The organism is Syntrophotaleaceae bacterium, assembly GCA_041390365.1.
Classification (GTDB): Bacteria; Desulfobacterota; Desulfuromonadia; order Desulfuromonadales; family Syntrophotaleaceae; genus JAWKQB01.
Window position 1 is genome coordinate 269,479 of the sequence record JAWKQB010000002.1, and the last position, 24,246, is coordinate 293,724.

General features: G+C 57.7%; 23 protein-coding genes and 1 tRNA gene. 7 read left to right on the forward strand and 17 right to left on the reverse strand.

Annotation, left to right across the window (positions count from 1 at the left end; all coding sequences use genetic code 11):
* Positions 1–145: 145 nt before the first annotated feature.
* The 8 genes from R2940_08540 to R2940_08575 all read right to left on the reverse strand — a co-directional run bounded on the left by R2940_08540 (position 146) and on the right by R2940_08575 (position 8,774).
* Positions 146–222: transfer RNA gene (locus R2940_08540), tRNA-Arg, on the reverse strand.
* 62 nt (positions 223–284) lie between these two features.
* A complete protein-coding gene (locus tag R2940_08545) occupies positions 285–1,340 on the reverse strand; it encodes a hypothetical protein (protein ID MEZ4599823.1) in 1,056 nt (351 codons plus the stop codon).
* On the reverse strand, positions 1,337–1,774 hold the full coding sequence (locus R2940_08550) for a quinol:electron acceptor oxidoreductase subunit ActD (protein ID MEZ4599824.1): 438 nt from the start codon (positions 1,772–1,774) through the stop codon (positions 1,337–1,339). The genes R2940_08545 and R2940_08550 overlap by 4 nt, the downstream gene beginning before the upstream one ends.
* Position 1,775: 1 nt before the next feature.
* Positions 1,776–3,071, reverse strand: coding sequence for an NrfD/PsrC family molybdoenzyme membrane anchor subunit (gene nrfD / locus R2940_08555; GenBank protein ID MEZ4599825.1), 1,296 nt, complete (start codon positions 3,069–3,071; stop codon positions 1,776–1,778).
* Between the two features lie 25 nt (positions 3,072–3,096).
* Positions 3,097–5,910 carry a 4Fe-4S dicluster domain-containing protein gene (locus R2940_08560; GenBank protein ID MEZ4599826.1) on the reverse strand — a complete coding sequence of 938 codons (2,814 nt, stop codon included), beginning with the start codon at positions 5,908–5,910 and terminating at the stop codon, positions 3,097–3,099.
* Between the two features lie 184 nt (positions 5,911–6,094).
* Positions 6,095–6,607: a cytochrome c3 family protein gene (locus tag R2940_08565; GenBank protein ID MEZ4599827.1), complete on the reverse strand. Its 513-nt coding sequence runs from the start codon at positions 6,605–6,607 to the stop codon at positions 6,095–6,097.
* Entirely contained in the window at positions 6,604–7,860 is a 1,257-nt protein-coding gene (locus R2940_08570; GenBank protein ID MEZ4599828.1) for a cytochrome c, read from the reverse strand. Before R2940_08570 ends, R2940_08565 begins: the two co-directional genes overlap by 4 nt.
* Positions 7,861–8,093: 233 nt before the next feature.
* On the reverse strand, positions 8,094–8,774 hold the full coding sequence (locus tag R2940_08575) for a DUF1573 domain-containing protein (GenBank protein ID MEZ4599829.1): 681 nt from the start codon (positions 8,772–8,774) through the stop codon (positions 8,094–8,096).
* Between the two features lie 217 nt (positions 8,775–8,991).
* On the opposite strand from R2940_08575, the gene hpt reads away from it, so the two are divergent.
* Together hpt and R2940_08585 are read left to right on the forward strand one after the other, a co-directional pair.
* Entirely contained in the window at positions 8,992–9,546 is a 555-nt protein-coding gene (gene hpt / locus R2940_08580) for a hypoxanthine phosphoribosyltransferase (protein MEZ4599830.1), read from the forward strand.
* Positions 9,543–10,667 (forward strand): DUF3426 domain-containing protein, encoded by a 1,125-nt coding sequence (locus R2940_08585; protein ID MEZ4599831.1) that lies wholly within the window; start codon positions 9,543–9,545, stop codon positions 10,665–10,667. Before hpt ends, R2940_08585 begins: the two co-directional genes overlap by 4 nt.
* A 49-nt stretch (positions 10,668–10,716) precedes the next feature.
* Here R2940_08585 and tatA read toward each other — a convergent pair whose 3' ends face one another.
* Positions 10,717–10,914, reverse strand: coding sequence for a twin-arginine translocase TatA/TatE family subunit (tatA, locus tag R2940_08590; protein MEZ4599832.1), 198 nt, complete (start codon positions 10,912–10,914; stop codon positions 10,717–10,719).
* A gap of 104 nt (positions 10,915–11,018) precedes the next feature.
* Positions 11,019–11,189 (reverse strand): 4Fe-4S binding protein, encoded by a 171-nt coding sequence (locus R2940_08595; protein MEZ4599833.1) that lies wholly within the window; start codon positions 11,187–11,189, stop codon positions 11,019–11,021.
* 266 nt (positions 11,190–11,455) lie between these two features.
* Between R2940_08595 and R2940_08600 the strand changes: the two genes are divergently transcribed.
* The gene (locus tag R2940_08600; protein MEZ4599834.1) at positions 11,456–12,721 is read left to right on the forward strand and encodes an acetate kinase; all 1,266 of its coding nucleotides are present in this window, start codon (positions 11,456–11,458) and stop codon (positions 12,719–12,721) included.
* Between the two features lie 541 nt (positions 12,722–13,262).
* Positions 13,263–14,666 carry a group II intron reverse transcriptase/maturase gene (ltrA, locus tag R2940_08605; GenBank protein MEZ4599835.1) on the forward strand — a complete coding sequence of 468 codons (1,404 nt, stop codon included), beginning with the start codon at positions 13,263–13,265 and terminating at the stop codon, positions 14,664–14,666.
* 94 nt (positions 14,667–14,760) lie between these two features.
* Here the strand turns inward: ltrA and pta are convergent, their stop codons facing one another.
* Positions 14,761–15,762: a phosphate acetyltransferase gene (gene pta / locus R2940_08610; GenBank protein ID MEZ4599836.1), complete on the reverse strand. Its 1,002-nt coding sequence runs from the start codon at positions 15,760–15,762 to the stop codon at positions 14,761–14,763.
* A 241-nt stretch (positions 15,763–16,003) separates the two neighbouring features.
* Between pta and R2940_08615 the strand changes: the two genes are divergently transcribed.
* Positions 16,004–16,840, forward strand: coding sequence for a TonB family protein (locus tag R2940_08615; protein ID MEZ4599837.1), 837 nt, complete (start codon positions 16,004–16,006; stop codon positions 16,838–16,840).
* Positions 16,841–16,889: 49 nt separating this feature from the next.
* Here R2940_08615 and gcvH read toward each other — a convergent pair whose 3' ends face one another.
* The 3 genes from gcvH to R2940_08630 form a co-directional block, all read right to left on the reverse strand.
* A complete protein-coding gene (gene gcvH, locus R2940_08620; protein MEZ4599838.1) occupies positions 16,890–17,273 on the reverse strand; it encodes a glycine cleavage system protein GcvH in 384 nt (127 codons plus the stop codon).
* Positions 17,274–17,449: 176 nt separating this feature from the next.
* Positions 17,450–18,556, reverse strand: a complete 1,107-nt coding sequence (locus R2940_08625; protein MEZ4599839.1) for an aminopeptidase — start codon at positions 18,554–18,556, stop codon at positions 17,450–17,452.
* An 86-nt stretch (positions 18,557–18,642) separates the two neighbouring features.
* Entirely contained in the window at positions 18,643–18,897 is a 255-nt protein-coding gene (locus R2940_08630) for a zinc ribbon domain-containing protein (protein MEZ4599840.1), read from the reverse strand.
* 243 nt (positions 18,898–19,140) lie between these two features.
* On the opposite strand from R2940_08630, the gene R2940_08635 reads away from it, so the two are divergent.
* On the forward strand, positions 19,141–21,006 hold the full coding sequence (locus R2940_08635) for a diguanylate cyclase (GenBank protein MEZ4599841.1): 1,866 nt from the start codon (positions 19,141–19,143) through the stop codon (positions 21,004–21,006).
* A 16-nt stretch (positions 21,007–21,022) separates the two neighbouring features.
* Here the strand turns inward: R2940_08635 and R2940_08640 are convergent, their stop codons facing one another.
* The 3 genes from R2940_08640 to R2940_08650 form a co-directional block, all read right to left on the reverse strand.
* Positions 21,023–22,546, reverse strand: a complete 1,524-nt coding sequence (locus R2940_08640; GenBank protein MEZ4599842.1) for a mercuric reductase — start codon at positions 22,544–22,546, stop codon at positions 21,023–21,025.
* Between the two features lie 94 nt (positions 22,547–22,640).
* Entirely contained in the window at positions 22,641–23,141 is a 501-nt protein-coding gene (gene def / locus R2940_08645) for a peptide deformylase (protein MEZ4599843.1), read from the reverse strand.
* Positions 23,142–23,143: 2 nt separating this feature from the next.
* On the reverse strand, positions 23,144–23,683 hold the full coding sequence (locus R2940_08650; protein MEZ4599844.1) for an ACT domain-containing protein: 540 nt from the start codon (positions 23,681–23,683) through the stop codon (positions 23,144–23,146).
* Positions 23,684–23,845: 162 nt separating this feature from the next.
* On the opposite strand from R2940_08650, the gene R2940_08655 reads away from it, so the two are divergent.
* On the forward strand, positions 23,846–24,169 hold the full coding sequence (locus tag R2940_08655; GenBank protein MEZ4599845.1) for a peptide chain release factor-like protein: 324 nt from the start codon (positions 23,846–23,848) through the stop codon (positions 24,167–24,169).
* Positions 24,170–24,246: the final 77 nt, after the last annotated feature.

Consider the following 24,246-nt stretch of genomic DNA (forward strand, 5'->3'; position numbering starts at 1 on the left):
TTGATAATGCAAACTCAGAGGGAATGAAATTTGATTTGGGTGATTTCTCTCTGGAGGGGAGGAGATGGGGGGTGAACAGGTGACTCCATGCAAACGAAAAAGGATCTCCGAAGTTTTTGTAACCAACGGAAATCCCTTAAATTCTTGGCGCGCGGTACAGGATTCGAACCTGTGACCTTTGGCTCCGGAGGCCAACGCTCTATCCAACTGAGCTAACCGCGCACGGAACAGCTTATATAACCCATTACAGAGCAAATTGCAACGGCAATCTGCCCGTACTTTTTTCAGACGGACGCTGTGCCTGGAGGCAGGATTTCATCCCGGCTCTGCAGAACGACCAGGGTCGCGGCGGTCAGGAGCAGGTTGTAAACCACCATGCCACCCCCGTGCTGTGGTACCACCGGCAGCAGGAAAAGCATCCGTTCGGCAAACAGCCCGGCCAGAATGACCAGCGAGACCAGGGCCACCACACGGATATCCCGCTTGCCGCCGGCACCCAGAAGGGTGGTGAAAGGGGCCGCGAACAGAGCCAGCAGGAAGAACCAGCTGAGCTCGCGGTAGGGGGATGCGGAAATCCTTTCGACGATGAAGTGGACCTCTTCGGGAATGTTTCCGTACCAGATCAGCAGGTACTGGGCGAAGAACAGGCCGGCCCAGAGGACGCTGAAGCCGAACAGCAGAAGCCCGACGTCCCGCACGTGAACCGGGGTCTCCCGAGGCGACTCCGCCAGGCGGGCCCGGTGATACAACCCGAGCAGCATACCCGCCAGCGCTATTCCCCCGTAGAGAGATTCTGCAAAAAAGTACATGCCGAACAGGGTGTTGACCCAGGGATAGGCGGCCGACATTACCCAGTCGTAGCCGACCAGGCTCTGGCTGACCACGAACAGCAGCAGATAGATGACGGCATGCCGGTCGGAGGCGCCGGCTGGGGTTGCCGATCGCCTGGCCAGGGTGCGCCCGGCAAGAAAGGTCAGCAGCAGAGCGGCCAGGTTGCGAAGCATGAAAAAGTTCCGGTTGAGCCAGGCGGTGGGGTGCTCCCTCCAGGGGTAGAGATCCATCTGCGGCCAGAGCAGGGCGAAGAGCACTGCCAGCAGCAGCAGCAGGGGATAGAGGGAGAGCAGCTCCCTGCGCAGGGAACCGATCCATTTCGCCCTGACCAGGAGGGTGACGGCGGCCACGGCGATGGCACCCTGGATCAGGGCGGCCCAGAAGGCCAGGGTGAGCAGCAGGGCCCCCCGGTCGCCAAAAAAGCCGCCGTACTCGAACAGGGCGATAAAGGCTGTCAGGATCAGCAGCAGGATGTAGATGCCGTTCGTGCCGAATTTGACCTCGGTCATGATGACACCTCGTCCTGCAGGATGATGACGAACTGTTCCTCGAACTCGTCCTTCTCTTCCAGCACCCGGGTGTTGGGCAACCGGGTCAGCAGCAGGAAGCCGACGAAGGAGATCAGAGAGCCGAAGAGAATGGTCATGAGATAGCCGATGAGCAGAAAGGGCGGCACCGACACGATCGGTTTGCCGCCGGTGACGATCGGCCAGTCCAGGGAGGTCAGGGCCGCCAGGGCGAAACCGCCGCCGAAGCCGCCCAAAGCGCCGAACAGGGCGAAATAGCGCAGGTTGCCGGGTCGGTCAAAAAGGAGCTCTTCCGCCTCGTGAACATGGTAGGGGGTGCGGACGCGCAGCCTCTGGGGATCGATCCCTTTGGCGAGAAGCGAACGGAGCTCTTCGATGAATTCGGCCTTTTGATTGAAAACCAGCCGCACGGCCATATCAACGCTCCTTCAGTTCGGTGATGGAGAGCACCGGCAGGGTTTTGACGAACAGCAGAAAGACCATAGAGAACAGCCCGAAGGAGGCGGCGGTGATGCCGATTTCCGTCAGGGACGGGGTATAGTTGCCCCAGGCGTAGGGATCGAAATCCCGGGCCAGGGAGGCCACCACGATCACGAAGCGCTCGAGCCACATCCCCACGTTGACAAAGAGCGAAAGCACGAAGAGAAAGACGAGATTGCGCCTCAGGCGGCCGATGAACAGGGTCAGGGGCAGCAGGGAATTGCAGAACACCATGGCCCAGAACAGGACCCGGTAGTGACCCAGGGCCCGGAACGTGAACTGCTCCATTTCGAACGGGTTGCCGTGGTAGTAGGCCAGTCCCTGCTCGACAATATAGGCGAAGGTGACGATCAGGGATGTCAGCAGCAGAATCTTGGCGATTGCCTCGATGTGGTCGACGGGGATGTAGCGTTCCAATTTCAGCAGTCGCCGCATCGGAATGACCAGGGTGAGCACCATGGCGGTGCCGGAAAAAATGGCTCCGGCCACGAAATAGGGCGCAAAAATGGTGGTGTGCCAGCCGGGGACGATGCTGACGGCGAAATCCCAGGAGACGATGGAGTGCACCGAAGCCACCAGCGGGGTGGCGAAGGCCGCCAGGAAGAGGCTAAGCTTGGCATATTGATGCCATTGACGGGCTTCGCCCGTCCAGCCGAGGGACAGCACGCGGTAGATGGAGCCGACGAATCCCCCTTTGCGCCGGGCGGTGACGGCCAGGTCGGGGATGATGCCGACATAAAAAAAGATCAGGCTGACAAGCATGTAGGTGGAGACGGCGAACACGTCCCAGACCAGCGGCGAGCGGAAATTGACCCAGAGCTGGCGCTGGTTGGGATAGGGGAGCAGGTAGTAGAAGCGCCAGACCCGTCCGAGATGGATGAGGGGAAACAGTCCGGCAACCATCAGGGCAAAGATGGTCATCGCCTCGGCCGTGCGGTTGAAGCTGGTGCGGAACCGGGCCCGGAAAATAAACAGGACCGCTGAAATCAGCGTTCCGCTGTGGGCGATTCCCACCCAGAAGACAAAGTTGGCGATGTAGACTCCCCAACCGACGGGATTGTTGATCCCGGCTACACCCATGCCGAGGGCGATCTGACGGCCCCACAGCAGCAGTCCTCCGCCGAAAAGCAGGGCGCTCAGGCCGAGGGCCGCCAGATAGAGGAAGCTGGGACGGCTCATGGCCGCCAAAACATCCTTTTCCACTTCAAGAGCAGGGGTGCTCGAATCGTTCATCGCAGACATCCGCTGTTAAATCCGTTCAGATTTTGGTCGGCTCCGGCTTCGTTCCTTGTCCCGGGCGCAGGTAGTAGACGGCCGGCTCCGTCCCTAGCTGCGAGAACACCCGGTAGGCCCTCTGGTCTCCGATCAGGCTGTTCACACGGCTGTTTTTGTCGAGCATGTTGCCGAAGACAATGGCGCTGGTCGGGCAACTCTGGGCACAGGCCGGTGTCGCTTCGCCATCCCGCACCGGACGCTTTTCATCCTTGGCGTGGTCCAGGGCTGCCCGGAGCCGCTGAATGCAGAAGGTGCACTTTTCCATCATCCCCTTGCTGCGCATGGTCACATCGGGATTGAGCATCCGGTTTGCCGGTGCGGGCCATTTGGGATCCCACCAGTTGAAACGCCGCACCTTGTAGGGGCAGTTGTTGCTGCAGTAGCGCGTTCCCACGCAGCGGCTGTAGACCTGGATATTCAGGCCTTCAGGATTGTGATAGGCGGCATACACCGGACAAACCGGCTCGCAGGGGGCGAAGGTGCAGTGCTGACAGAGCATCGGGATGAATTCCACCCGCCCGTCTTCGTCGTAAAAGGGCTCGATCCGCAGCCAGGACATCTCCCGCCCCTTGAGGTGTTCTTCGGGGCCCACCAGCGGCACGTTGTTTTCCATATAACAGGCTGCGGCACAGGCCCCGCACCCGATGCACCGTTTCAGGTCGATGACCATCGTCCAGCGATACTCCTCGTAGGACGGCTCAGGGTAGAGGGAATAGCGCTTATGGCTCTCTTCCTTTTTCCGATGAATGGGTCTGGGTATGATTCCTCTTCCGTGCTGCGAAAAGGAGCCCGATAGAATCGGCAGAGGCCGCAGGGTGCCGGTGCGGCGCAATTGCAGGCTATCCAGATATCTTATGGCCTCACCTGATTGCGGGTCGAAGGCGACCGCCGAAGGGCTCACGCTGTCCAGAGGCAAGGTCAGCACCTCGGCGGGGAGCCCGGGCTGAACTTGTACCGGCCGGATGATTTCCCCGGCAGCGCTGTTGAGTTGCAGCTCCAGGCTGTCTTTCAGGTCGTACCGCACTGCGGTTTCCGGGCCAACGCTCACCCAGTTGCCATAGGAGATGGTGGTCAGCGGGTCTGGAACCTCGTGGAGCAGGGGCAATGGCCGGCTGCGCCCGTCAAAAGTCCGGATCGAGTGGGTGAGAACCGCGACCGGTTTTGGCAAAGGCGCCGGCCATTGAAGCTGCCGCAGGATTTCGGCGGTCCGAGCCGGTTCCATTGCCGTGGTTCTTTCTTTGGCTTCGGTGGAAAAATATCCTTTTTCGAGCAGTTGCTGGAGTTGGTTACGGTCGAATTCTCTTTGCCACCGGTTTTTCAGATAAGCCTGCCAATCGGCAGCGGGTTGGCCGTTCAATTGACCGCGCAGGCGAAGCAGGATTTCCCCCTCGGGGAGGGTCTGGTCCAGAGGGGTGAGCATCGGCTGCAGCAGAGAATGGACGCCTTTGCGCGGCTCGATATCTCCCCAGGTTTCGAGGCTGTGAGAAAGGGGCAGGACCAGGTCCATCAGAGCGGTGGTTTCGTCGGGGATGTCGGCAAAGCCAACCCTGAGCTGTGCCTTTTCAAACGCCTGGGGCAGGTCGAGACCCCTGGGGGTGTGGAAGACAGGATTGCAGCGGGTGACCATGAAAACACCGACTTCATCGGCTGCCAGGTGATTGATCAGATCTTTTATGTCGAGCAGACTGCCCACCGAGGCAAAGTTGGCTGCCGAGGTGAAGTCGATTCCGCCCCAGGGGGAGGAAATAAGCCATTGGATCAAAGCTCCCAGGAGAGCCGTGGCATTTCCGCCGCCGTGGGCTGTTGCGACTCCGCCGACGATCAGCAGAGGTTTTTCGGCACGGACGATGCTATTAACCAGGTCTTCCAGTTGTGCAGCACTCAGGCCGGTGGCGGCAGCGGTCGCTTCGGTGGTCTGCTCAGGCAGGATGCCGTTCAGGGCGGCCGGCCAACGCTTGCCGAACCGGTTGTCGGCCGCGAGTGTCTGCAAGAGCCAGGACAGCAGGTGCGGTTCGGCTCCTGGTTTTGCCGAAAGGCGCAGCGAGGCATTGGCCCCGGTCAGGGACAGGTGCGGTTCGAGGTGTATCCAGCGGAAGTTGTCCCGTTCCCGGGCAAGGGTAAGTTGAGCGGCGAAATCGACCGGGCTGATGAAGGTTTCCAGGATGTCGGCGCCTACGGTCACCAGCAGATCGGCCTGCTCGATTCGGAAATAGGGTACATCCTTCCGGTCGAACAGCACCTGGTAGCCTTGTCGGATCCCGGCATGGGAAAAGGGCTCGAACTCCGGCAGCCGCTCGAGCAGCAGGGCAGGGCAACTCTGCTCGATAAGATCCGCAAGTGACCCGGTAGTGCGTCCGGAGAGGAAATAATTATGCCGCCCCTGGTCCTGACCGTTCCGCAGGGCGGAGACGATTCTCTCCAGGGCCTGGGACCAGGAAATCGGCTCCAGTCGGCCCTCGGCGTTTTTCTGCAGGGGTGTCCTGATGCGCTCCGGATGGTACAGGCGCCATAGGGAAGCCTGGCCCCGCATGCAAAGGCCGCCGCGGCTGACCGGGTGTTCGGGAATACCTTCCAGCTTGACCGGCCGCCCTTCCCGCAGCCGGGCCTGGATGCCGCAATGGGCCGGGCACTCGGTGCAGGTCGATGGGCGCCAGATGCCAACTCCCGGGATGATACCCTCCTCGACCGGGACCAGGTAGGAAATCAGCTCCTTCTGCCCCGTATCGGAGCCGCAGGAAGAGAGCAGCGTGGCGCCGGAAACCAGTCCGAGTATTTGCAGAAATTCCCGACGATCCATGGAATGAAAAACCTCCTTGTTTTAGCACTCGCAAATCAGATTCGTCATGCCCGAGTGGGTCAATCGGGCATCCATGATTTCAAGGACTTACTGGCTGGATTCCCGATCAAAACAACCTCGGGAATGACTTTTTGCGAGACCATCTGATTTAAGCCGAGAACCCTAAAGGGCTTCCGGGAGTGCCTTATTGATGGCAGGTGCTGCAATCCCAGGGGGCACCCTGGGTACGGTGGCAGGTCACGCACCAGCCCATTTTCAACGACCGCACCTGCTGAATCTCGACCATCTGCTCGACTCCGCCGTGGCACGCAGCACAGGAGACACCGGCCTTGACATGCCGCTTGTGGGTAAAATAGATAAAATCGGGCAAGGCGTGAATTCTGACCCAGTGAATGGCTTCCTTGCGCTCATAATATTGTTTGAGCTTTATTATTTCCGGCTGATCGGTAGCAATTGTTTCATGGCAGGACATGCATTTGGAAAGGGGCGGGACGCCTGCATGGCGACTGACCGCGACCGACTCATGGCAGAAGTCGCAGGCCAGACCGAGGCGGCCGGCGTGAACGGTGTGGGGAAACGCCACGGGCTGCTCCGGCTTCTCCTGTACACGACTCCTTAAAAGAGCCCATGCGGTAATGGCCAGAAGGCAGAAAATGAAAAATGCCGACAGCGCGATGAAAAAAACCCGTCTCATCATGGATTGTCAGTGCCTTGCTCGGGGTTTTCGATTTTGGATAACAGAAACTCCGCCAGAGCCGCCGTTTCCTGATCTGTCAGATTCAGATCGGGCATAGCCGGATAGTCGGGATCGATTTTGACCGGATCCTTCAGATAGGCCTGCAGGTTCTCGCTCTGGTTTCGGTATTTCGGCAGAACCGCATTGAGGGGTGGCCCGACAAGTCGCTGGTCGTAGCGGTGACAGACAGTGCATTTTTGGGAAAAAAGAGCCTCCCCTTCCTGAATGCCGGGGGAGGGCGCAGCCGGTTCCATTTCGGGAACGGGAGCTTTTTCCCTTTCTCCCCCGAGAGCGAGCGCTTCGGTTCTGGCCAGTCCGGCCAAAACGACGGGTTCCAAAGCCCTTTCCCGGGCAACAGAGTTGTTGAGGACCCAAAAAGTGATCAACAGACAGAGGGTGACAATCAGAGGGGTACCGACATTTTTGTTCGAACCGAAACAGGCGGTTGACAGCAGAACAGCTGCGGCAGCGGTAGACGCCAGAAACAGGCCGCCAAGAATGAAATGGGACGCCGAGAAGGCCAGGCCTGGAATCAGGGCGAGTTCCAGAAACAGACAGAAAGGCAGCAGCAGGACGGCAACAAGAATCAGAGGATGAGCCCGATGGGGAAAATAGCCGGCCCCGGCGCGCAATCTTCCGGCCGTAGCCATCAACAAAGCCAGCAGCCCGAATTCCAGAAAGCGGACGAGGCCGTGCCATGAGGCAAACAGGGCCGGTCGGGCAGGGATAAAGGGCCACGCTTCAGGGATAAGGAGCAGACTTTCGGCGTTGAGCAGCAAAAAGACCACTCCGAACAGCAACACCTCCCCCTCCAGGCCGAGCAAAAAGAAAAAACCGGTTATGAAATCCTGCTCAAAGGTGTACTGCCGTGCCCACAGGAGCAGGACAAGGCCGATGGAAAAGGCAAGGGTCAGGGTAACCCAGAAGGAGCTGTAAAGAACGGTGGCACGGTAGGCGATTTTAAGGGCCAGCAGATTGAAGGAGAGGCAAAGAACCAGAAACAGCCCGGTCCGCCACCCGGAGAGAATCCTCGGCCCGTGGTTGTTCAGGGTCGCCGGGGTTTTCTTGGTGGAATTCGGCCGGGCTCGAAAGGCCACAGGCAGCCTGAAAAATGCCTCACCCATCAAATAGCAGAGCAGCAGGCTGAGGAGAATCTGCGTGGCTGCCTGAAAACCTTTCAACAGCAGAATGTTTTCCTGGATCGCTGGCAACATTGAAAATTCCGAGGGAATGAGGTCCTCAAGACTGGCGGCAGATACGCCTGCTAATTAAATCATATCGCCGCGATTTTGCAACACTTCCTGCTGGACCACAGGTCAGCGAAAACCCGATGGGAGCTTTTCCGCGACGCCTACGCAGCGCATGAAGAAATCGGTAAAGGCCTGAGCTCCATGACAGAAATTGTCCTCGGAGGTGGATGGCGGGTGCAGCGGGGACAGCTCTTTGTTTATTCCACCCTGTGTCCGGTTACGGGAATTCGCAGCATGGGAGTACGCGGACTACTGGTTTTAAGGGTGATGTATCCGGCAAAGCGGGCTTTGTCCTCTTCTGGTGTAAGGGTAATCTCAATCTCCACCGTCTCCTCCGGCCCCAGCTTTTCCTGGGACAGTTCCGCGACCAGTTGCCTGCTAGTGGTTTTCAAATCGGAAAGAAACAGGGTATTGCTCCCCTTGTTGGTCAGGACAACCTTCGCTCTGCTGGGGGTCTTTTTGTCCAAATTCGAGAACTGCAGCCGTGAAGGCAGGACTTCGATCTCTTTCTGAACCTGGCCCTGCAGTTGGAAGCGGACTGTTTTTTGCAGTGGGTCATTGGTATGCAGAAAAATGGTTTTGACCACCGAACCGGAAAAGCCGTTGGAATCGAAGACGGTTTTCACTTCGCCGAATCCCCCTGGGGGGATGCTGTCCGAGGAAAGCAGGGCCGCGGTACACCCGCAGGAACTGCGGACCTTGTTGATGATCAGCGTCGAATCACCACTGTTTTTGAACCGGAAGGTATGCTCCAGCCTGCTCCCTTCGGCAATCTGGCCGAAATGGAATACGGGCTTTTCCGGAGAAATGGAAGGACCTCCCGCCCAGGGTGAGGCGGGCGCAAACAGCAGCAGAAGTGAAAGGGCAATAATTTTCATGATCCTCTCGCATTTGATTGGGGCTAACCGAAGATGATCGGGCTTCGACCTGTCATCGCCGGCAAAAGGTGGAGGGGGACGTTCTGAGGAGGTATATAACACAGAAAAGTCCTTTTTGGCCAGAACTGACCGGCCTCCATCGGTCGAATCATTTGACACCCGGTTGGGCAATTTGCTATAGAATCTCTTTTCAAAACCTTTTGCATTTCAGGAATTCATGTCGGAACCCGTTCTGAAAAAGCTTTATTCCCAAAAAACCATCGCTGCTCACGTCCGCCGTTTGGGAGAGGAAATCAGCCGGGATTTCGCCGGTGAGGACATTCTGTGCGTCGGTGTACTCAAGGGCGCTTTCCTTTTTTTTTCGGATCTGGTCCGGCGTCTCACGGTGGCCTCGAGTGTTGATTTCGTCCGCGTGGCTAGTTACGGTTCCGGTACTCAATCCTCCGGCATCGTCGAGTTGCGTCAGGACCTGGAGACGACGGTTCAGGGGCGCAACGTCATCATCATCGACGATATCCTGGATACCGGATTTTCTCTTCAATTTCTGTACCACCATCTTCAGGGACGTCGGCCGAAAACCTTGAAAACCTGCGTTCTGCTGGACAAGACAGGCAATCGGAAGATACCTTTCGCCGCCGACTATGTGGGGATGGCCCTGGAGAGCGGGTTTGTGGTCGGGTATGGTCTTGACTACCAGGAGCGATACCGGTCCCTGGCGGACATCTATCTGCTTCAGGAAAACCAGGCCGCCTCTGCAAGAGGGTTGGCATGATCATTCAGTGTCCGCAATGCCAGTCACGTTTCAAGCTGCCCCCGGAAAAAACCAAAACCGGTGGGACCAAGGTGCGGTGCACCAAGTGCAAAAGCATATTCTTCATCACACCCCCCGGAGAGGCCGGCAAGGCGGGCTCCGCTTTGATGACCGACAAGGGTTCCGGGGACAGTTGGGCGGAATTCTTCAAGCAGGAACAGGATCCGCCGCTCCCGGGTTCCGACAAGGAGCCGATCGATTTTTTCGGCCAAAGCTTCGACGCCGCTGAATTTTTTGCGCAGGGGGAGGAAGGCGGGGAATTTTTTCTCAATGGAGAACCGGCGCCGGAATCCCCTTTGTTGGAGCAGGACTCCGATTTTATTCCCGCAATAAAGGGTGGTTTCAGCCTGGATGGAGCCCAGGAGGGCGAGCAGGCGAAATTTCAGGACAATCATTCTCCTGCTACATCGACCGGAGCGGGCCGGGAATCTCTGCCTCCCCTGACCCTGGCCAAGGAGGAGGATCCTTTGCCGCTGGACGGGGAATTTCAACAGGAAATCAAGCTTTCCCACATTCCGTCCGTTCCCGATTCCTTGCCCCAGGGCGCACGAAAAAAAAGATCGTCGCTGGGCCCCCTGCTGTTTCTGCTGCTGCTGGCAGTGCTGGCCGCCGGAGGTTTTCTGCTTTACCGGCAGGGCCTGCTGCCCGATTATCTGCAGCCCTGGAAAAGCCAGCAGAAAGGCCTCCCTCCTCCGGTGGACCTACGACCCTCAGAACTCAGCGGGTATCATGTATTGAATTCCCGGGAGGGCAATCTTTTTGTCGTGACGGGAGAGGTCGTGAACCAGGGTTCCGAGGCCCGCGCCGAAATCAGGGTGGCCGGGGTTGTCTTCGACAAAGGCGGAGCCGTTGTCGCCCGTCAAACGGCCTATTGCGGCAATCCCTTCAGCCGGTCCGAATTACGCTCTCTGCCTTTCGATCGGATAGGGGAAAGAATGAACAATCAGTTCGGCGAGGTGCTTTCCAATATCAACATCGAGCCGAACAAAAGTGTTCCTTTTGTCATTGTTTTCAAAGGGGTTCCCGAGGATGTGGCGGAATTCGGGGTGGAAGTACTTGATTCCAGACCGGTTGTAAAGTAGGCGAGGTAAAAAAGAAAAAGCCACGGCTGGCGCCGGGCCGCTATCGCAATCAGGATTGTTTTTTATTGTCCTGCTCTTTCTCGGATTCGCTGGGAGTTATGTCGATTTCGTCCTGGCCTCTCAAAGATCTTTGAAAGTTGCGGATACCCTTGCCCAGTGAGGCGCCGAATTCAGGGATTTTGCGCCCGCCGAAGATCAGCAGGATAACCGCCAGTATCAAAAGCAGTTCGGTGGTCCCTGGCCACATAGGTTACTCCTCGCTTTTGCTCATCAAGGGCTTGTATTGGAGCAGGGGTCGGGTCGGCAGCAAAAAAGATGGGAGCGCCCCTACGGGAGCGCTCCCGCCTTTTTTTAGCCGGGTTTGATAGCCTCAACCGGGCAGGCGTCCAGACAGGCGCCGCAGCTGGTGCAGTCGTCGGCATCGATAACAAAAATGTCATCACCCTCGGAGATGGCGCCGAGAGGACAGGTGTCTTCGCATGCACCACAGTTGATGCAATCTTCGGTAATGGTATAAGCCATGGGGTTTCACCTCCTTTGCTTTTGGATAAATGGCAGTTTGAAACCAACAGGGACTATATACACTACCTTATGTTCCCTTGTCCACCGATAAAGGTAGTATTTATTTTGCGGGAAACAATCTCCTTGCAATTAGCAGATCCATGCTTTAGTATCTCACCGTTTGTGCCCTGCCCGGGAGTTTTACGAAAACCAAAAACTGTTTGATTGTTCAAGGGTTAGGCAGTTTTTCAAAAGGCTGCTCAAAAATTAGAGGAGGAAGTTGGGTTATGGATATTCTTGCACTAAACTGCGGCAGTTCATCCGTCAAGTATCAGCTTTACAACTGGGACCGGAGGGAAGTGGTCGCCAAGGGCGTCGTCGAAAGGGTCGGTATCGGCGAATCCTTCATTTCCCATGAAGTCCCCGGTCGGCAGGATTACAAATGCAATCATGACTGCCCCGATCATACCGTCGCCATCGGTCTGATCATCAAGACCCTCACCGATCCGGAAGTCGGTGTAGTCAAGACCATGAGCGAGATCTCCGCGGTAGGCCACCGGGTGGTGCACGGCGGGGAAAAATTCGCCAGCTCGGTGATGATCGACGATGAAGTTCTGCAGGCCATCAAAGATGTGCAACACCTGGCGCCTCTGCACAATCCGCCCAATATCATGGGGATTGAAGCGGCCCAGAAAGTGCTGCCCGACGTGCCCCACGTGGCCATTTTCGACACTGCCTTTCACCAGACCATGCCGCAGGAAGCCTATATCTATCCGCTGCCCTACGAATGGTACGAAAAGCACAGCGTTCGCCGCTACGGCTTTCACGGCACCTCACACCTCTACGTTTCCAAGCGGGCCGCCGTGCTCCTGGGCAAGGATGCCAAGGATTGCAACATCATCACCCTGCACATCGGCAACGGCGCCTCACATGCCGCCATCCGCGGCGGGGTCTGCGTCGATACCAGCATGGGTCTGACCCCCCTCGAAGGCGCCGTCATGGGAACCCGCTGCGGCGATATCGATCCTGCCATCCCCACCTTCATCATGCAGCTCGAAGGGTGCTCCGCCAAGGAGATGGACAACATCCTGAACAAAAAATCAGGCCTGCTGGGCATCACCGGCAAGTACACCGACCGTCGGGATATCGGTGAAGGGATCGCCGCCGGCGACAAGCGCTGCAAACTGGCCCATGACATCGAAGCCTATCGCATCAAGAAATACATCGGCGCCTACATGGCCGCGCTGGGCAGGGTCGACGCCATTGTTTTCACCGCCGGCGTCGGCGAGATGGGCAGCGAAATCCGGCAGGCGGCCCTTGAGGGGCTGGAGCCTCTGGGTGTCAAAGTGGACAAGGAAAAGAACCTCAAGACCCGCACCAAAAAGGCCGAGGTGGAAATCTCCACCCCCGATTCACCGGTCAAGGTGTTCGTCATTCCCACCGACGAAGAGCTGGTCTTCACCGAAGACGTGGTCGGCATTCTGGAGAACACCTACAGCGATCACATGAGCTTCGACTACAGCTTCAAGTCCAAGGACTACGAACGGAAATAATTTTCGGGAAGAATGCTTTTTTGATTTACCCAGGATAGAAACAAAAAAGGCCGGCGCTTGCGCGTCGGCCTTTTTTGTTTGGTGCGCCAGGCATGGCGCGTAGCGCCTTGACTGGCGCTGTTCCGGTTGTTGTGGTGATAACCGGATGACTTGGGGGTGTAAGTCCCCTGTGGACCCTGATGGCGGGAACCACTAGCCGAACGGCAAGGGTGTCCACCGCGAGGTGGGATCTGAAGGAAGCCGCAGGCAAACTCCCGGCCCGACGAACAGAAATCGCATACGAGGCAGTTCCATCCGGGCGAGAAGGCCAACATCTTCAAAGCCCCATAGCCATCCGGGAGGGTGGGGCTGTAGATGCGGCGGGTATATGGGAGGAAGGTCACGCGCATTACCCTGGGAGATCTGCCGATCTGCCTCGTGCTACCGGCGTCGAGAGGCGTCGGGACGGGTCGGCAGAAGTCAGCAGAGGCCATAGTAGCCGGGGTTGACCATCCCGGTGAAGGGCCGAACACGAGGCGCCATTCAGGAGACTCGAATTTCGATGACGATCGAAGAAGCAGAAGCCCTGGTTGAGATATCAGGGGCCGCGCCCGAGGGTAGCGACCGGAAGTCGCAAGAGTATGGCACAGGTGCGTCAAACGTCACGGCATGCCGGGAACCGTCCTGGACGGAAGCGGAGACGCGGCTGATGGAAGAGGTTGTCAGTCGCGGCAACATGATGGCGGCCTACGACCGGGTGGTTGGCAACAAGGGAGCCCCCGGCATCGACGGGATGCAGGTGGGTGAGCTGAAAGGCTACCTGGTCAAGGAATGGCCGCGCATCAAGGAGGACCTGCTGAACGGAAGCTACCAGCCCCAACCGGTGCGGAAGGTCGAGATACCCAAGCCCGGCGGCGGGGTGCGCATGCTCGGCATTCCCACGGTGCTGGACCGGCTCATTCAGCAGGCGCTGCATCAGGAGCTGATGCGGCTGTTCGATACCGGATTCTCCGATAGCTCCTACGGGTTTCGGCCCGGACGGAGCGCCCACCAGGCGGTACAAGCAGCCCGCAGGCATGTGGCCGAAGGGCGGCGGTGGGTGGTCGATATCGACCTGGAGAAGTTCTTCGACCGGGTCGGACACGACGTGCTTATGGCACGAGTGGCCCGCAAGGTCAAAGACCCCCGTGTACTGCGACTGATCCGCAGATACCTGAGGGCCGGAGTGCTCGAAGGGGGGATCGTCTCGCCACGGGTGGAAGGGACGCCGCAAGGCGGCCCGCTCTCGCCGCTGTTGTCGAACATCCTGCTTGACGAGTTCGACAAGGAACTGGAGAGGCGCGGCCACGCCTTCTGCCGTTATGCCGATGATTGCAACATTTACGTGCGCAGTCGGCAATCGGCGGAGCGGGTCATGGCTTCGCTGATCCAGTTTCTCGAACAGCGGCTGAAACTCAAGGTCAACCGCGTCAAAAGCGCCGTTGGCCGCCCCTGGGAGAGAACCTTTCTGGGTTACAGGATGACCTTTCACAAGAAACCGCGGCTCAAGGTGGCTGAAGGCTCTGTGAAACGGTTCAAGGCCAACCTCAGAGAGCTCTTTCGTCGGGGAAGGGGACACAGCCTCAAACGGGTCATCGAAGAGTCCACCCCGAAACTGCGGGGATGGATCGCCTACTTTCGGCTGGCGGAAGTCAAAGGCATCTTCGAAGAACTGGATAGCTGGGTCAGGCGGAAACTACGCTGCATTCTGTGGCGGCAGTGGAAGCGCTCTTTTACGCGGGCCAGGAATTTGATGCGGCGGGGATTGTCGGAACTCAGAGCATGGAGGTCGGCTCAAAACGGGCGAGGCCCCTGGTGGAATGCAGGAGCCTCGCACATGCACGATGCGTTTCGAAAATCCTTCTTCGATAAACTGGGGCTGATCTGCTTGGTAGACAGTCTCAGACGCTTTCAGAGTGCTTTGTGAACCGCCGTGTACGGAACCGTACGCACGGTGGTGTGGGAGGACGGCGGGGGTGACCCCGCCTCCTACCCGATCAGGATGTCTTATGCGGGGCGGATCAGCCCTGCGCCTGCACAGCGGTGATGGCGGTGACGTTGATGATGTCTTCGACCGAACATCCGCGGGACAGGTCGTTGACTGGCTTGCCCAGGCCCTGGATGATGGGTCCGAGAGCTTCGGCTCCGGCCAGACGCTGAACCAGCTTGTAGCCGATGTTGCCGGCGTCGAGATCGGGAAAGATCAGGGTGTTGGCTTTGCCGGCCACGGTGGAGCCGGGGGCCTTGCTTTCGCCGACCTTCGGGACCAGGGCGGCGTCGGCCTGGAGTTCGCCGTCGATCTGCAGGCTGGGATCCATCTCCCGGGCGATGGCGAGGGCTTCGATGACCTTGTCCGGATCCTGGTGTTTGGCGCTTCCTTTGGTGGAGAAGGAGAGCATGGCCACACGGGCGTCGACACCGAGAAAGCTCTTGCAGCTTCTGGCGGTGGAAACGGCGATTTCGGCCAGGGCACGCGCATCGGGGTTGGGATTCACGGCACAGTCGGCAAACAGCATGACGCCGTTTTCTCCGTACTGGGGAGTCTCCGTGACCATGAGAAAGACCGAGGAAACGGTTTTCATGCCGGGCGCCGGGCCGATGACCTGAAAGGCGGCGCGGAGCACATCGCCGGTGGTGTTGGCCGCACCGGCCACCGCACCCCCGGCGTCCCCCTTGCGCACCATCATGGCGCCGAAATAGAGGTTGTCGGCATCGGTCAGAAGTTTTCCGGCCTCTTCACGGGTGAGTCCCTTCTTTTTCCGCACCTCGACCAGTTCGTCGATATACTCCTCGAGTTTGGGCGAATTTTTGGGATCGACGAGGCCGACGCCCTCGAGGGAAGCCCCGAGCTTTTCCGCTTTGGCCTGAAGGGTGGCGGGATCGCCGAGCAGGACGACATTCGCCAGGCCATCCTTGGCGATAGGGCCGGCCGCCTCAATCATGCGGTCGTCATAGCCTTCGGGCAAGACAACTGTCTGCAGATTCTTGCGGGCTTTGGCCTTGATCTGATCAATTAAATCCATAAGGTGTCCTCCTTTATAGCAGGAAAGAGAGTTAAGGTTGTCAACCCTTTCTTTTTGCCAAACGGTCACTTTTATACTTGATGGCTAACAGGGGGTCAACTCAATTCGTACCGGAAAAAAGACCTCCGGGGGTCAATTCAGGGACTGATGTCAAACATCGCTGGCCACCATCGGGGTCCATCCTGTATAATTCACCCCTGACAGACAATCTGTACAAAAGGGGAGAGCCCGGACCGCCAAAATGAATTCTCACTCTCGGCAAGATGCCATTCTCGCAGGATTCATCCTTCTATCCCTGCTGATGCACTTCCTGCTCGTCCGTTTGCTGCCGGACCGGGTTCTGTTTCCCCCTGCCCGTGAAAAAGAGCCGGTCGTGGTGGAAGTGCGTCCACCGCAACCGCGGGCAAGGGAATTGGACCTGCCGCAGGAGCCGGACCAGGAGCGTCCCCGGGAGACACCGGCCAAGCGGCTGGGACCTTCCGACCGGGTGGCGCCGAAGGAGGTGGCGCCCAGGGGGGATGCCATCGAGGACCGCCTGCCCTCGCGACCGCCGGTTGTGCAGACTCCGCCGCCAAAGGTTCTCCCCGAAAAGGGGAAGAGCGGTTCCCCCAGGGCCACGGATCCCTCCAAGGTCGATCTCAGTCTGCCGCAGAACACCCTGGCAAGGGTTCAGCAGGAAATGACACGCAAGGCCCGACCGGACGTGGCGGAGGGGGAGGGGGGGGCGGTCTGGCTGGATACCGAAAAGGATATCCTCGGCTCTTTTTTTGTGCGTTTCCGGCGCAACATCTACAATGTCTGGAACTACCCTCCCGTGGCCGCGGAAAGGGGGGAGAAGGGGACTTGTCTGCTTAAAATCACCATCAATCGCGACGGCAGCGTGGGCCAGGTCGAAATCCTGCAAACCACCGGCTCCGAAATCCTGGACCGGGAGGCCTTTGCCGCCGTCTACCGGGGCGCGACCTATGGTGATCTTCCTTCTGCCTATGAGGGGGAAAATCTGCAGTTCATGGCTTACTTTCAGTACAGGCTATCCTACCCGGATGGTCGCGGAGGGGATATTTTCGGGGCCAGATAGGCGCCGGACAAGAAGAGACCTGCCTTTCAGTTGCCTGCACCGCAGCCGATCACTCCTCCTCGATGAATTCCCGATATTCCTTGGCGTTGAGCAGATCGTCCAGTTCTTCGGGGGCCGTTATCTTCACTCTCAGGAGCCAGCCGTCTTCATAGGGTGAAACATGCACCCATTCCGGCGAGTCGGCCAACCCCTCATTCACTTCGATGATTTCTCCGCTCAGCGGGGAATAGACTTCCAGCAGATCGTCCGACGACTCCACAGAAGCCATCGGGCTGCCGAGATCGAGTTGGTCGCCTTCCTCGGCGAGGTCCACCGAAACCACTTCATCCAACATGGCCTGGATGTGTTCCGACAGTCCGATGGTCGCCGAATCCCCCTCGACCAGGACCCAAAGGTGATCCTCGGAATAGAGCAGATCTTCAGGATATTCCATGTCGTCCTCCCCTGCTTTGGTCTGTAATTCAAAATTCCCGCAAATTTCCGCCCCACGGGGCCTGCGTCGATATTGAAAAGACTTTTCGACTCCCTTTGGCGATCCCTGGCCGCTGAGCTTCACCGGCACATTAAATACTCCTGGAGATGAAAATTGTGGCCGATAATAAGCGATTGTCAAAGGGTTCCAGGTGAATTTGTGGAGGAAGACAGGGGCAATTGACCGGCAAGGAAAATTTCCCGCAGTTTTTCAAGTTCCCGGGTGCGATCCCTGGGAGAAAGACGGGCGAGACGCTCGGCATCGCGGTAGAATGCGGCAAAGTCCGATTGGTTTTGCTCAAACAGGGCCCGAAAGGAGGGAACCAGATGCTGATAGGTGCTGACCGATGACAATTTGGCATTGTTGAGGCCTTCTTCCAGCCAGCGGTCATAACCGGAATAGCCGTTCCAGCGGGATTTCCAGGATTGGTAATCCTGAGCAAATTCGTCGAACAGTTGCCGCTTCTGTTGCCTTTTTTCCGTCACCGCAAGGGGCTTGTCATAAAGCGCGGACAAGCGGTCGCGCAACTGTTCGAGAAGGTCGGTAAAATCCTCCTCACGGTGTTTGGCCTGACGATAATCCTCAAAAGATGTCCCGCAGTCCCGGGTCGACAGCCACTGTTCGACCCCCAAAAGTTCCACCGTCATGGCAAAGGATTCGCTGAAGGCCGTATCTCCCGGAACATACAGCCTCTGATGGGCGAGTTCGTGAAAGATCAGGCCGGCCAGCGAAGGGGGCGGTTGCTCGAGGAATGTATTGAGGACCGGATCGTCGAACCAGCCCAGGGTCGAGTAGCCCGCCACCCCGTAGAGATAGATGTCGAACCCCTGTTCCTGCAGATCGCTGGCGAATTCCTCCGCGAGGCGCTGCCTGAAAAAACCTTTGTAGGTGACGCATCCGGCGATGGGAAAGCACCATTTTTTCGGGTCAAGACTGAATTCGGGAGCGGCAACCACGTTCCACGTGGCATAGGGACGTCCAAGGTCCGCATAATAGCGGTAACTGCCGTTTTCCGGCAATTTCAGCGTCTGACTCGCAAAGTTCCTTATCTCCTGGACCTCCACAAGGCGGCAGCGCAGGTCGCTCGGAGTGGATGGGTCCTGCACAAGGGCGGCGATAGGAGTCCTGCCGGACAGCAGTTCCAAATGCCCTTTGGTGCAGTGAGCGTAATAACCGAAATGGCCGCACCCTGCAAGAAGCAGCAGGCCGGAAAAAATAGTCAGTATTTTCAGAAAGCTGCTGATATCTCTTCCCTTTCAGGGACCGGAACCGCAAGCCGGTACCAATGAAAAACCCCGGTCAAGGCCGGGGTTTCGAGGTTTTCCGCTATTCACTCGTTGGCTGCCTTCGGGCATCCACCGCACCCTCCGCCTGTTTCAGCGGCGGGACAAGCCGGTTTGGCCTGCGTGCTGGAATAGCCCTGTTGATACCAGCCGTGCCCCTTGAGAGCAAAGGCTGTCTGGGAAATCTGCTTTTCAACCGGTCCGCCGCAGGACCGGCATTCCGTCAACGGGGGATCGGAAAACTTCTGCATGGCTTCGAACACCAGGCCACACTCTTCACACTTGTATTCGTATACGGGCATGTCTGAACCTCCAATGGATATTATCGTCGCTAATTTAACGACTTGCCCGGTTTTTGTCAAGGGGAGGACCTTTTCGGACAAATATCTATCCGAAACCACTACATTTTTTTCTAACATCAGGCCCACTGCTTATGGTATAAAGCGTTTTTAAACATAAGCCTGTCAAATGAAACAGAGATAGGCCTTGGCCAGCCACCAGATTGCATCCGGCAGCGAATCTTCCTTACTTTCGGTTTCAAGAAAATGGGATTTTTCCTCCATAAAAGAAATGGCGTTCTGCCGTTTTTCATGGCACTGGCGCTTCTTTCGCTCTGCCTTCCGACGGTCGGTCGCGCCCTGAATCGACCGATTCCCCCGCCTGTCCAGTTGCTCGGTCACCAGGAACGTTACGAGATCGGCCCCCATTGCGCCTTTCTGCTCGATCCGGATAACAGCTGGAGTATTGAAGAGATATCCTCGCCGTCATTCCTTTCCGGTTTTTCCCCCCTGGGCTCTGCAACCCTCAATCTTGGAATAACTGACACGACTGTATGGGTTCGTTTCGGAATAGCCGGAGAACCGCCGGTCATTCCCGGGAGGGAGGGGAAAAAAGAGCCGCTCCTGCTCGATCTGGGATATGTTTTCTTCGACAGCATGGAGGCCTACGTTATTCGACCTGCCTTGGGCCAGCCAGGAAGAATAGAAAAGATACCCATAAGCGGCGTCCGGTCTTTCGCCGGAAGCGAGGCGGGGCAAAAACCGGAAGTGGTTATCCGATTGCCCGAACTGCTTTCGACCGAACAGACAATCTATTTGAAGCTGCGAGCAGACGGCGCCTTTTTTCTTAATCCCGTCATAACCACCGTCCGGGACCATTTCACCGGTTCCGTCTACCGGATGCTCTGGTTCGGTGCCTATTTCGGACTCCTCCTGGGGCTTCTGTTGTACAACCTGTTCCTGTTTTTCGGTCTGCGGGATCGCAGCTATCTCTGGTATGTCCTCTCCTTCGCCGCCGTCGGGTTCTATTTTCTCGGTACCAACCGTTTGACCTACGAATTTCTGACCGATTTTCCTCCGTCGGGAGCCTTGCGTCTCAATTTGGGTTTCCTTTCCCTGAGTCTGGTGGCGCTGCTGCTGTTCGCCCGTTGTTTTTTGCAGACCAGCCAACGGGCACCCAAAGCCGACCGCATGCTCCTCGGGATGACCCTGATGCAGACGGGGCTCATGGTGCCGGTCCTGTTCGCGCCCGTCAAGGTTCTCAACCTCCTCTATTCGTTTATTTGTCTGGCCGTGCCGGTGCTGATCATCTCGGCTGCGGTCATCTGCTGGCGCAGGGGATATCGTCCAGCCCGATTCCTGGTTCTTTCCTGGATATTTTTCGGTGTCGGCGGACTGGTCTACGACCTGACCTTTCTGGGAATCATCCCCTTCAACGTCTACACCTTTCACAGCTTCCAGATCGGCACCGCCGCGGATGCGGTCCTGCTTTCCTTTGCCCTGGCCGACCGGATCAATCTTCTCCGTCGGGAACGGGAAGAGCTGAGCAACAGCGAGCGCCGGCACCGGCAACTGGCTTTTACCGACGTTCTCACCGGATTGTTCAACCTGCGGTACTTCAAAACCCAGATCGATGTGCAGATGGAACTGGCCCAGAGAACGGATCAGAAACTGACCCTCATGATGCTGGACCTCGATAATTTCAAACTCCTGAACGATACCCACGGTCATCTGGAGGGAGATCGGGTCCTGGCGACACTGGGAAAAATCATGTCCTCCTGCATTCGGGAAAGAGACATCGCCAGTCGTTACGGAGGGGAGGAGTTTGCCATCATCCTGCCCGGCGGCAGGAACTCGACAGCCATTGAAATCTATGAGCGGATCAATGCCGAAATCATCAAATGCCGTTTCGGGACAAAAGGCAAGGACGCCCTGGTGACCTTGAGCATCGGTGTGGCCGAGATGGTCCCCGGCGAAACGGCCGAAGGCATTATTCTGCGCGCCGATCAGGCTCTTTACGAGGCCAAGGCCCGAGGCAGGAACCAGATTGTGATCGCCGGCAGGGAACCTGCAGTGTTCTTTTCCTGCATTCAGGAACAAAACTCAGAGGTATCGACCCAATGCAACCTCTAAAACAGTCGCCCCACAGTCAACGGTTTTGCCAGCGCATCCAGGCCCGCAGCACGTTTTTCAACCAGGGTTTAAGGCGGCTGCGGAGGTAGGCGTCGGCAAGTTTTTTGATGACTGCCGACTGGGTCGGATAGGGATGCAGGGTGTGGCCGATGGCCTTCAAGCCGAGTCCTCTGTTGATGGCCAGGGTCAGTTCGCCGATCATCTCGCCGGCATGCCGGGATACAATAGTCGCACCCAGAATCCGGTCGGTCCCCTTCTTCAGAAGCACCCTCGCAAATCCCTCGGTTTCCCCGTCCATCCAGGCCCTGTCCACCGCGCTCATGGGGACGGTCAGGGTGGTTACCTCTATCCCCCTTGCCTGTGCTTCCTGTTCGTACAATCCTGCATGAGCCAGCTCCGGAGAGGTGTAGGTACACCAGGATATAACGTTGTTCAGACTGCGTCGCTGCATGGGGAGCAGGGCATTTGCAACAAGAGTGCGCGCCTGGGCTTCAGCAGTATGGGTGAACTTGTAAATCGAGCAGACATCCCCGGCGGCAAAAATTTTCCGGTTGCTGGTTCTCAGACAGGCATCGACTTTGATGCCCGACCGGGGATGGTAGTGCACGCCGGCTTTTTCGAGATGAAGATTATTCAGGTTGGGGGCCCGTCCGACGGCGACCAGGATGGCGTCGACCGCCAGTTCGGATTCCCCGCCGTTGCGGCTGTAAAGCACTGCTTTTTCACCCTCTCGCGCGAAAACCCGCGAAATTCGGGAATGAAACAGCAGGCGTATCCCTTCCGCTTCGAACGCCCTTTGAACCACCTCCGAAGCGTCCCTGTCCTCGCGGGGAAGCAGCCGGGGGCCGGGTTCCAGCAGAGTCACTGCGCTGCCGAGACGGGAGAAAACCTGAGCCAGCTCACAGCCGATGGCGCCCGCTCCGATCACCGCCAGGCGTCGGGGAAGGGCAGTGAGGGAAAAGACCGTTTCGCTGGTCAGAAAGCCGGTCTCATCCAACCCGGGAATCGAAGGAACGGCTGCCCTGGCACCGGTACAGATGGCCGCCTTTTTGAAGCGCAAAAGACTTTGATCGACCTCGATCGTGTCGGGACCGCGGAAAAGGCCCTGACCGAAAAACAGATCGATCCCCAATTCCCGGCTTAAGAGATGAGCCGAATCGTTGACGCTCAGACCGGCTCGCACGATCTGCATGCGTTCCATAACCTTTGTAAATTCGGGTTTCTGATCGTTATCGGTCACGCCGAAGAGTTTCGCGCTGCGGACGTTGTGAGCGGCCCGGGCACAGCCGATCAGGGTCTTGGATGGCACGCAGCCCAGATTGAGGCAATCCCCCCCCAAAAGATTGCTTTCCACGAGGGCGACCTTCGCGCCGAGTTCGGCAGCTGTGCGGGACGCAACCAGTCCGGCGGGACCGCCGCCGATCACCACCAGGTTGTAGCATTTTGCCGGCTTCGGGTTTTGCCAGCCCTGCGGGTGGATGTTTTCCAGCAGGGCGCGATCGTTGTCGTTGCCGGGAAGAATGAAAGCTTCTGGCTGCATCGGGTCTTTTCCTTCAGGGGATGGGTAATCGGAAGGAGTATACTGAATTGTCGGACCGGAGCAAGTTTCGGAAATCTTTGAAAGGCTGCAGGATTCACCGCTTGCGGCGGAATATGTCGCTTTTAAGGCTCGATACCCGATCCAGAAAGAGAAATCCGTCCAGATGATCGATTTCATGTTGAATGGCAATCGCTTCGAATCCCGTAGCCCTGATGACCTGGAGCTGTCCCCTGCGGTCGAAAAACTGCACCAGGATCTCTTCTGCACGGGTCACGTTGCCGGTATAGTCGGGAACGCTCATGCACCCCTCCCGCAGGGTTCTTGATCCCGCCTTTTCCAGGATTTCGGGATTGATCAGGACCAGCAGACCATGATTGTTATCCCTGCCCTGTTTGCTTCCTGACACGTCCACCACCGCGGCCCGTCGATTGATGCCGATCTGGGGGGCTGCGACGCCGACGGAGTGTCCCGCCGCAACCATGGTGTCGACCAGATCCTGGACCAGGCTGTCCGTTGCCTCATCGAAGATCTCCACCGGCTCGGAGGGGGTCTTGAGCAGCGGATCCGGGTAAATAAGGATGTCCCTGACCGCCATTGCTAGAACTCCACGGGAGTGATGTCCCGTACCGAGATATCGACCTTCAACCTGTCTTTCAGGTCGTTCAGGACTGCGGAGATCTCTTCCAGAGTCATTCCGGAAGGCAGCACGGCTTCGATCATCATCACGTAGACGGGCCGTTCGGAAGGGCCGATCAGCTTGGTGTTGAGATCGGTGATGTTGATCTTCCGGTTGCCGAGTTCTCGGGCCACGGGATAGACGATTCCCGGTTTGTCCGAACCGTATACGGAGATCAGGCAGATCTCCCCGCTGAGTTTCTGTGCTGCCTCGCCGCCGGGCTTCAAGGTACGCAAAAACACCGACAGGTCGTGTTTTTCCAGAGGATCGAAAGCTTGGCCGAAGCTCTCTCTGCCGGTATACTCGGGATGAGAAATAATCAGAATCATGGCGAATTGCCCACCGAGAATTGAACAGCTCGAGTCGGCGATATTGCAGCCGAGGCGGTAGAGAATCTCGGTGACCTCGGCGACGATGCCCGGGCGGTCCCGGCCGATGATGGTCAGGGCGAAATGGTTCATGACGGGCTCCTGGTGGCAAGAGTGTTATCGGGGGGCGTGGTCGAAAGTCTTTTCGATGCCTCTGCGCAGAGTGTATAACAATTCCGGCTTTCTAGCACGAACGGGCCAAAATTGCCAGAAATCCAATTATATGGTCAAGAACGCAAGAATGGAGAACATCAGATGTTTCAGCAAAAGGATCTTGAAATCGGTTTTTTCCGGTCATCCGGCCCTGGAGGTCAGAAAAAGAACAAGACGGAAACGGCGGTGCGTATCCGGCATCTGCCGACCGGCATCACGGTAACGGCCACTGAGTCCCGTTCCCGGAAAATGAATCTGGAGCGGGCCCTTGGTCGGCTGCGGGCCAGGCTGAAGGCTTTGCACAAAAAGCCGGTCCTGAGAATTTCCACCCGGCCAAGCCAGGCTTCCCGGGAACAGCGGCTGGCGGCCAAGCATCGCAGGGCGGATGTCAAACGAGGACGTCGCGGCGATATCTTGGATGAATAGCTGCCTGAGCTGTCCAAAAAAACAATGCATGGTACGGAAATTATTTAAAAAACTGATAGGATGAAAGCCACATGATC

Bases quoted from the DNA above. Each gene is read 5' to 3' on its own strand.
- R2940_08585 (MEZ4599831.1), top strand. From the start codon at position 9,543: ATGATCATTCAGTGTCCGCAATGCCAGTCACGTTTCAAGCTGCCCCCG.
- R2940_08565 (MEZ4599827.1), bottom strand. From the start codon at position 6,607: ATGATGAGACGGGTTTTTTTCATCGCGCTGTCGGCATTTTTCATTTTC.
- R2940_08550 (MEZ4599824.1), bottom strand. From the start codon at position 1,774: ATGGCCGTGCGGCTGGTTTTCAATCAAAAGGCCGAATTCATCGAAGAG.
- R2940_08640 (MEZ4599842.1), bottom strand. From the start codon at position 22,546: ATGCAGCCAGAAGCTTTCATTCTTCCCGGCAACGACAACGATCGCGCC.
- R2940_08570 (MEZ4599828.1), bottom strand. From the start codon at position 7,860: ATGTTGCCAGCGATCCAGGAAAACATTCTGCTGTTGAAAGGTTTTCAG.
- R2940_08600 (MEZ4599834.1), top strand. From the start codon at position 11,456: ATGGATATTCTTGCACTAAACTGCGGCAGTTCATCCGTCAAGTATCAG.
- R2940_08575 (MEZ4599829.1), bottom strand. From the start codon at position 8,774: ATGAAAATTATTGCCCTTTCACTTCTGCTGCTGTTTGCGCCCGCCTCA.
- R2940_08595 (MEZ4599833.1), bottom strand. From the start codon at position 11,189: ATGGCTTATACCATTACCGAAGATTGCATCAACTGTGGTGCATGCGAA.
- R2940_08635 (MEZ4599841.1), top strand. From the start codon at position 19,141: ATGGGATTTTTCCTCCATAAAAGAAATGGCGTTCTGCCGTTTTTCATG.
- R2940_08630 (MEZ4599840.1), bottom strand. From the start codon at position 18,897: ATGCCCGTATACGAATACAAGTGTGAAGAGTGTGGCCTGGTGTTCGAA.
- pta (MEZ4599836.1), bottom strand. From the start codon at position 15,762: ATGGATTTAATTGATCAGATCAAGGCCAAAGCCCGCAAGAATCTGCAG.
- R2940_08650 (MEZ4599844.1), bottom strand. From the start codon at position 23,683: ATGAACCATTTCGCCCTGACCATCATCGGCCGGGACCGCCCGGGCATC.
- def (MEZ4599843.1), bottom strand. From the start codon at position 23,141: ATGGCGGTCAGGGACATCCTTATTTACCCGGATCCGCTGCTCAAGACC.
- R2940_08545 (MEZ4599823.1), bottom strand. From the start codon at position 1,340: ATGACCGAGGTCAAATTCGGCACGAACGGCATCTACATCCTGCTGCTG.
- tatA (MEZ4599832.1), bottom strand. From the start codon at position 10,914: ATGTGGCCAGGGACCACCGAACTGCTTTTGATACTGGCGGTTATCCTG.
- gcvH (MEZ4599838.1), bottom strand. From the start codon at position 17,273: ATGGAATATCCTGAAGATCTGCTCTATTCCGAGGATCACCTTTGGGTC.
- R2940_08655 (MEZ4599845.1), top strand. From the start codon at position 23,846: ATGTTTCAGCAAAAGGATCTTGAAATCGGTTTTTTCCGGTCATCCGGC.
- R2940_08560 (MEZ4599826.1), bottom strand. From the start codon at position 5,910: ATGGATCGTCGGGAATTTCTGCAAATACTCGGACTGGTTTCCGGCGCC.
- hpt (MEZ4599830.1), top strand. From the start codon at position 8,992: ATGTCGGAACCCGTTCTGAAAAAGCTTTATTCCCAAAAAACCATCGCT.
- ltrA (MEZ4599835.1), top strand. From the start codon at position 13,263: ATGACGATCGAAGAAGCAGAAGCCCTGGTTGAGATATCAGGGGCCGCG.
- R2940_08615 (MEZ4599837.1), top strand. From the start codon at position 16,004: ATGAATTCTCACTCTCGGCAAGATGCCATTCTCGCAGGATTCATCCTT.
- nrfD (MEZ4599825.1), bottom strand. From the start codon at position 3,071: ATGAACGATTCGAGCACCCCTGCTCTTGAAGTGGAAAAGGATGTTTTG.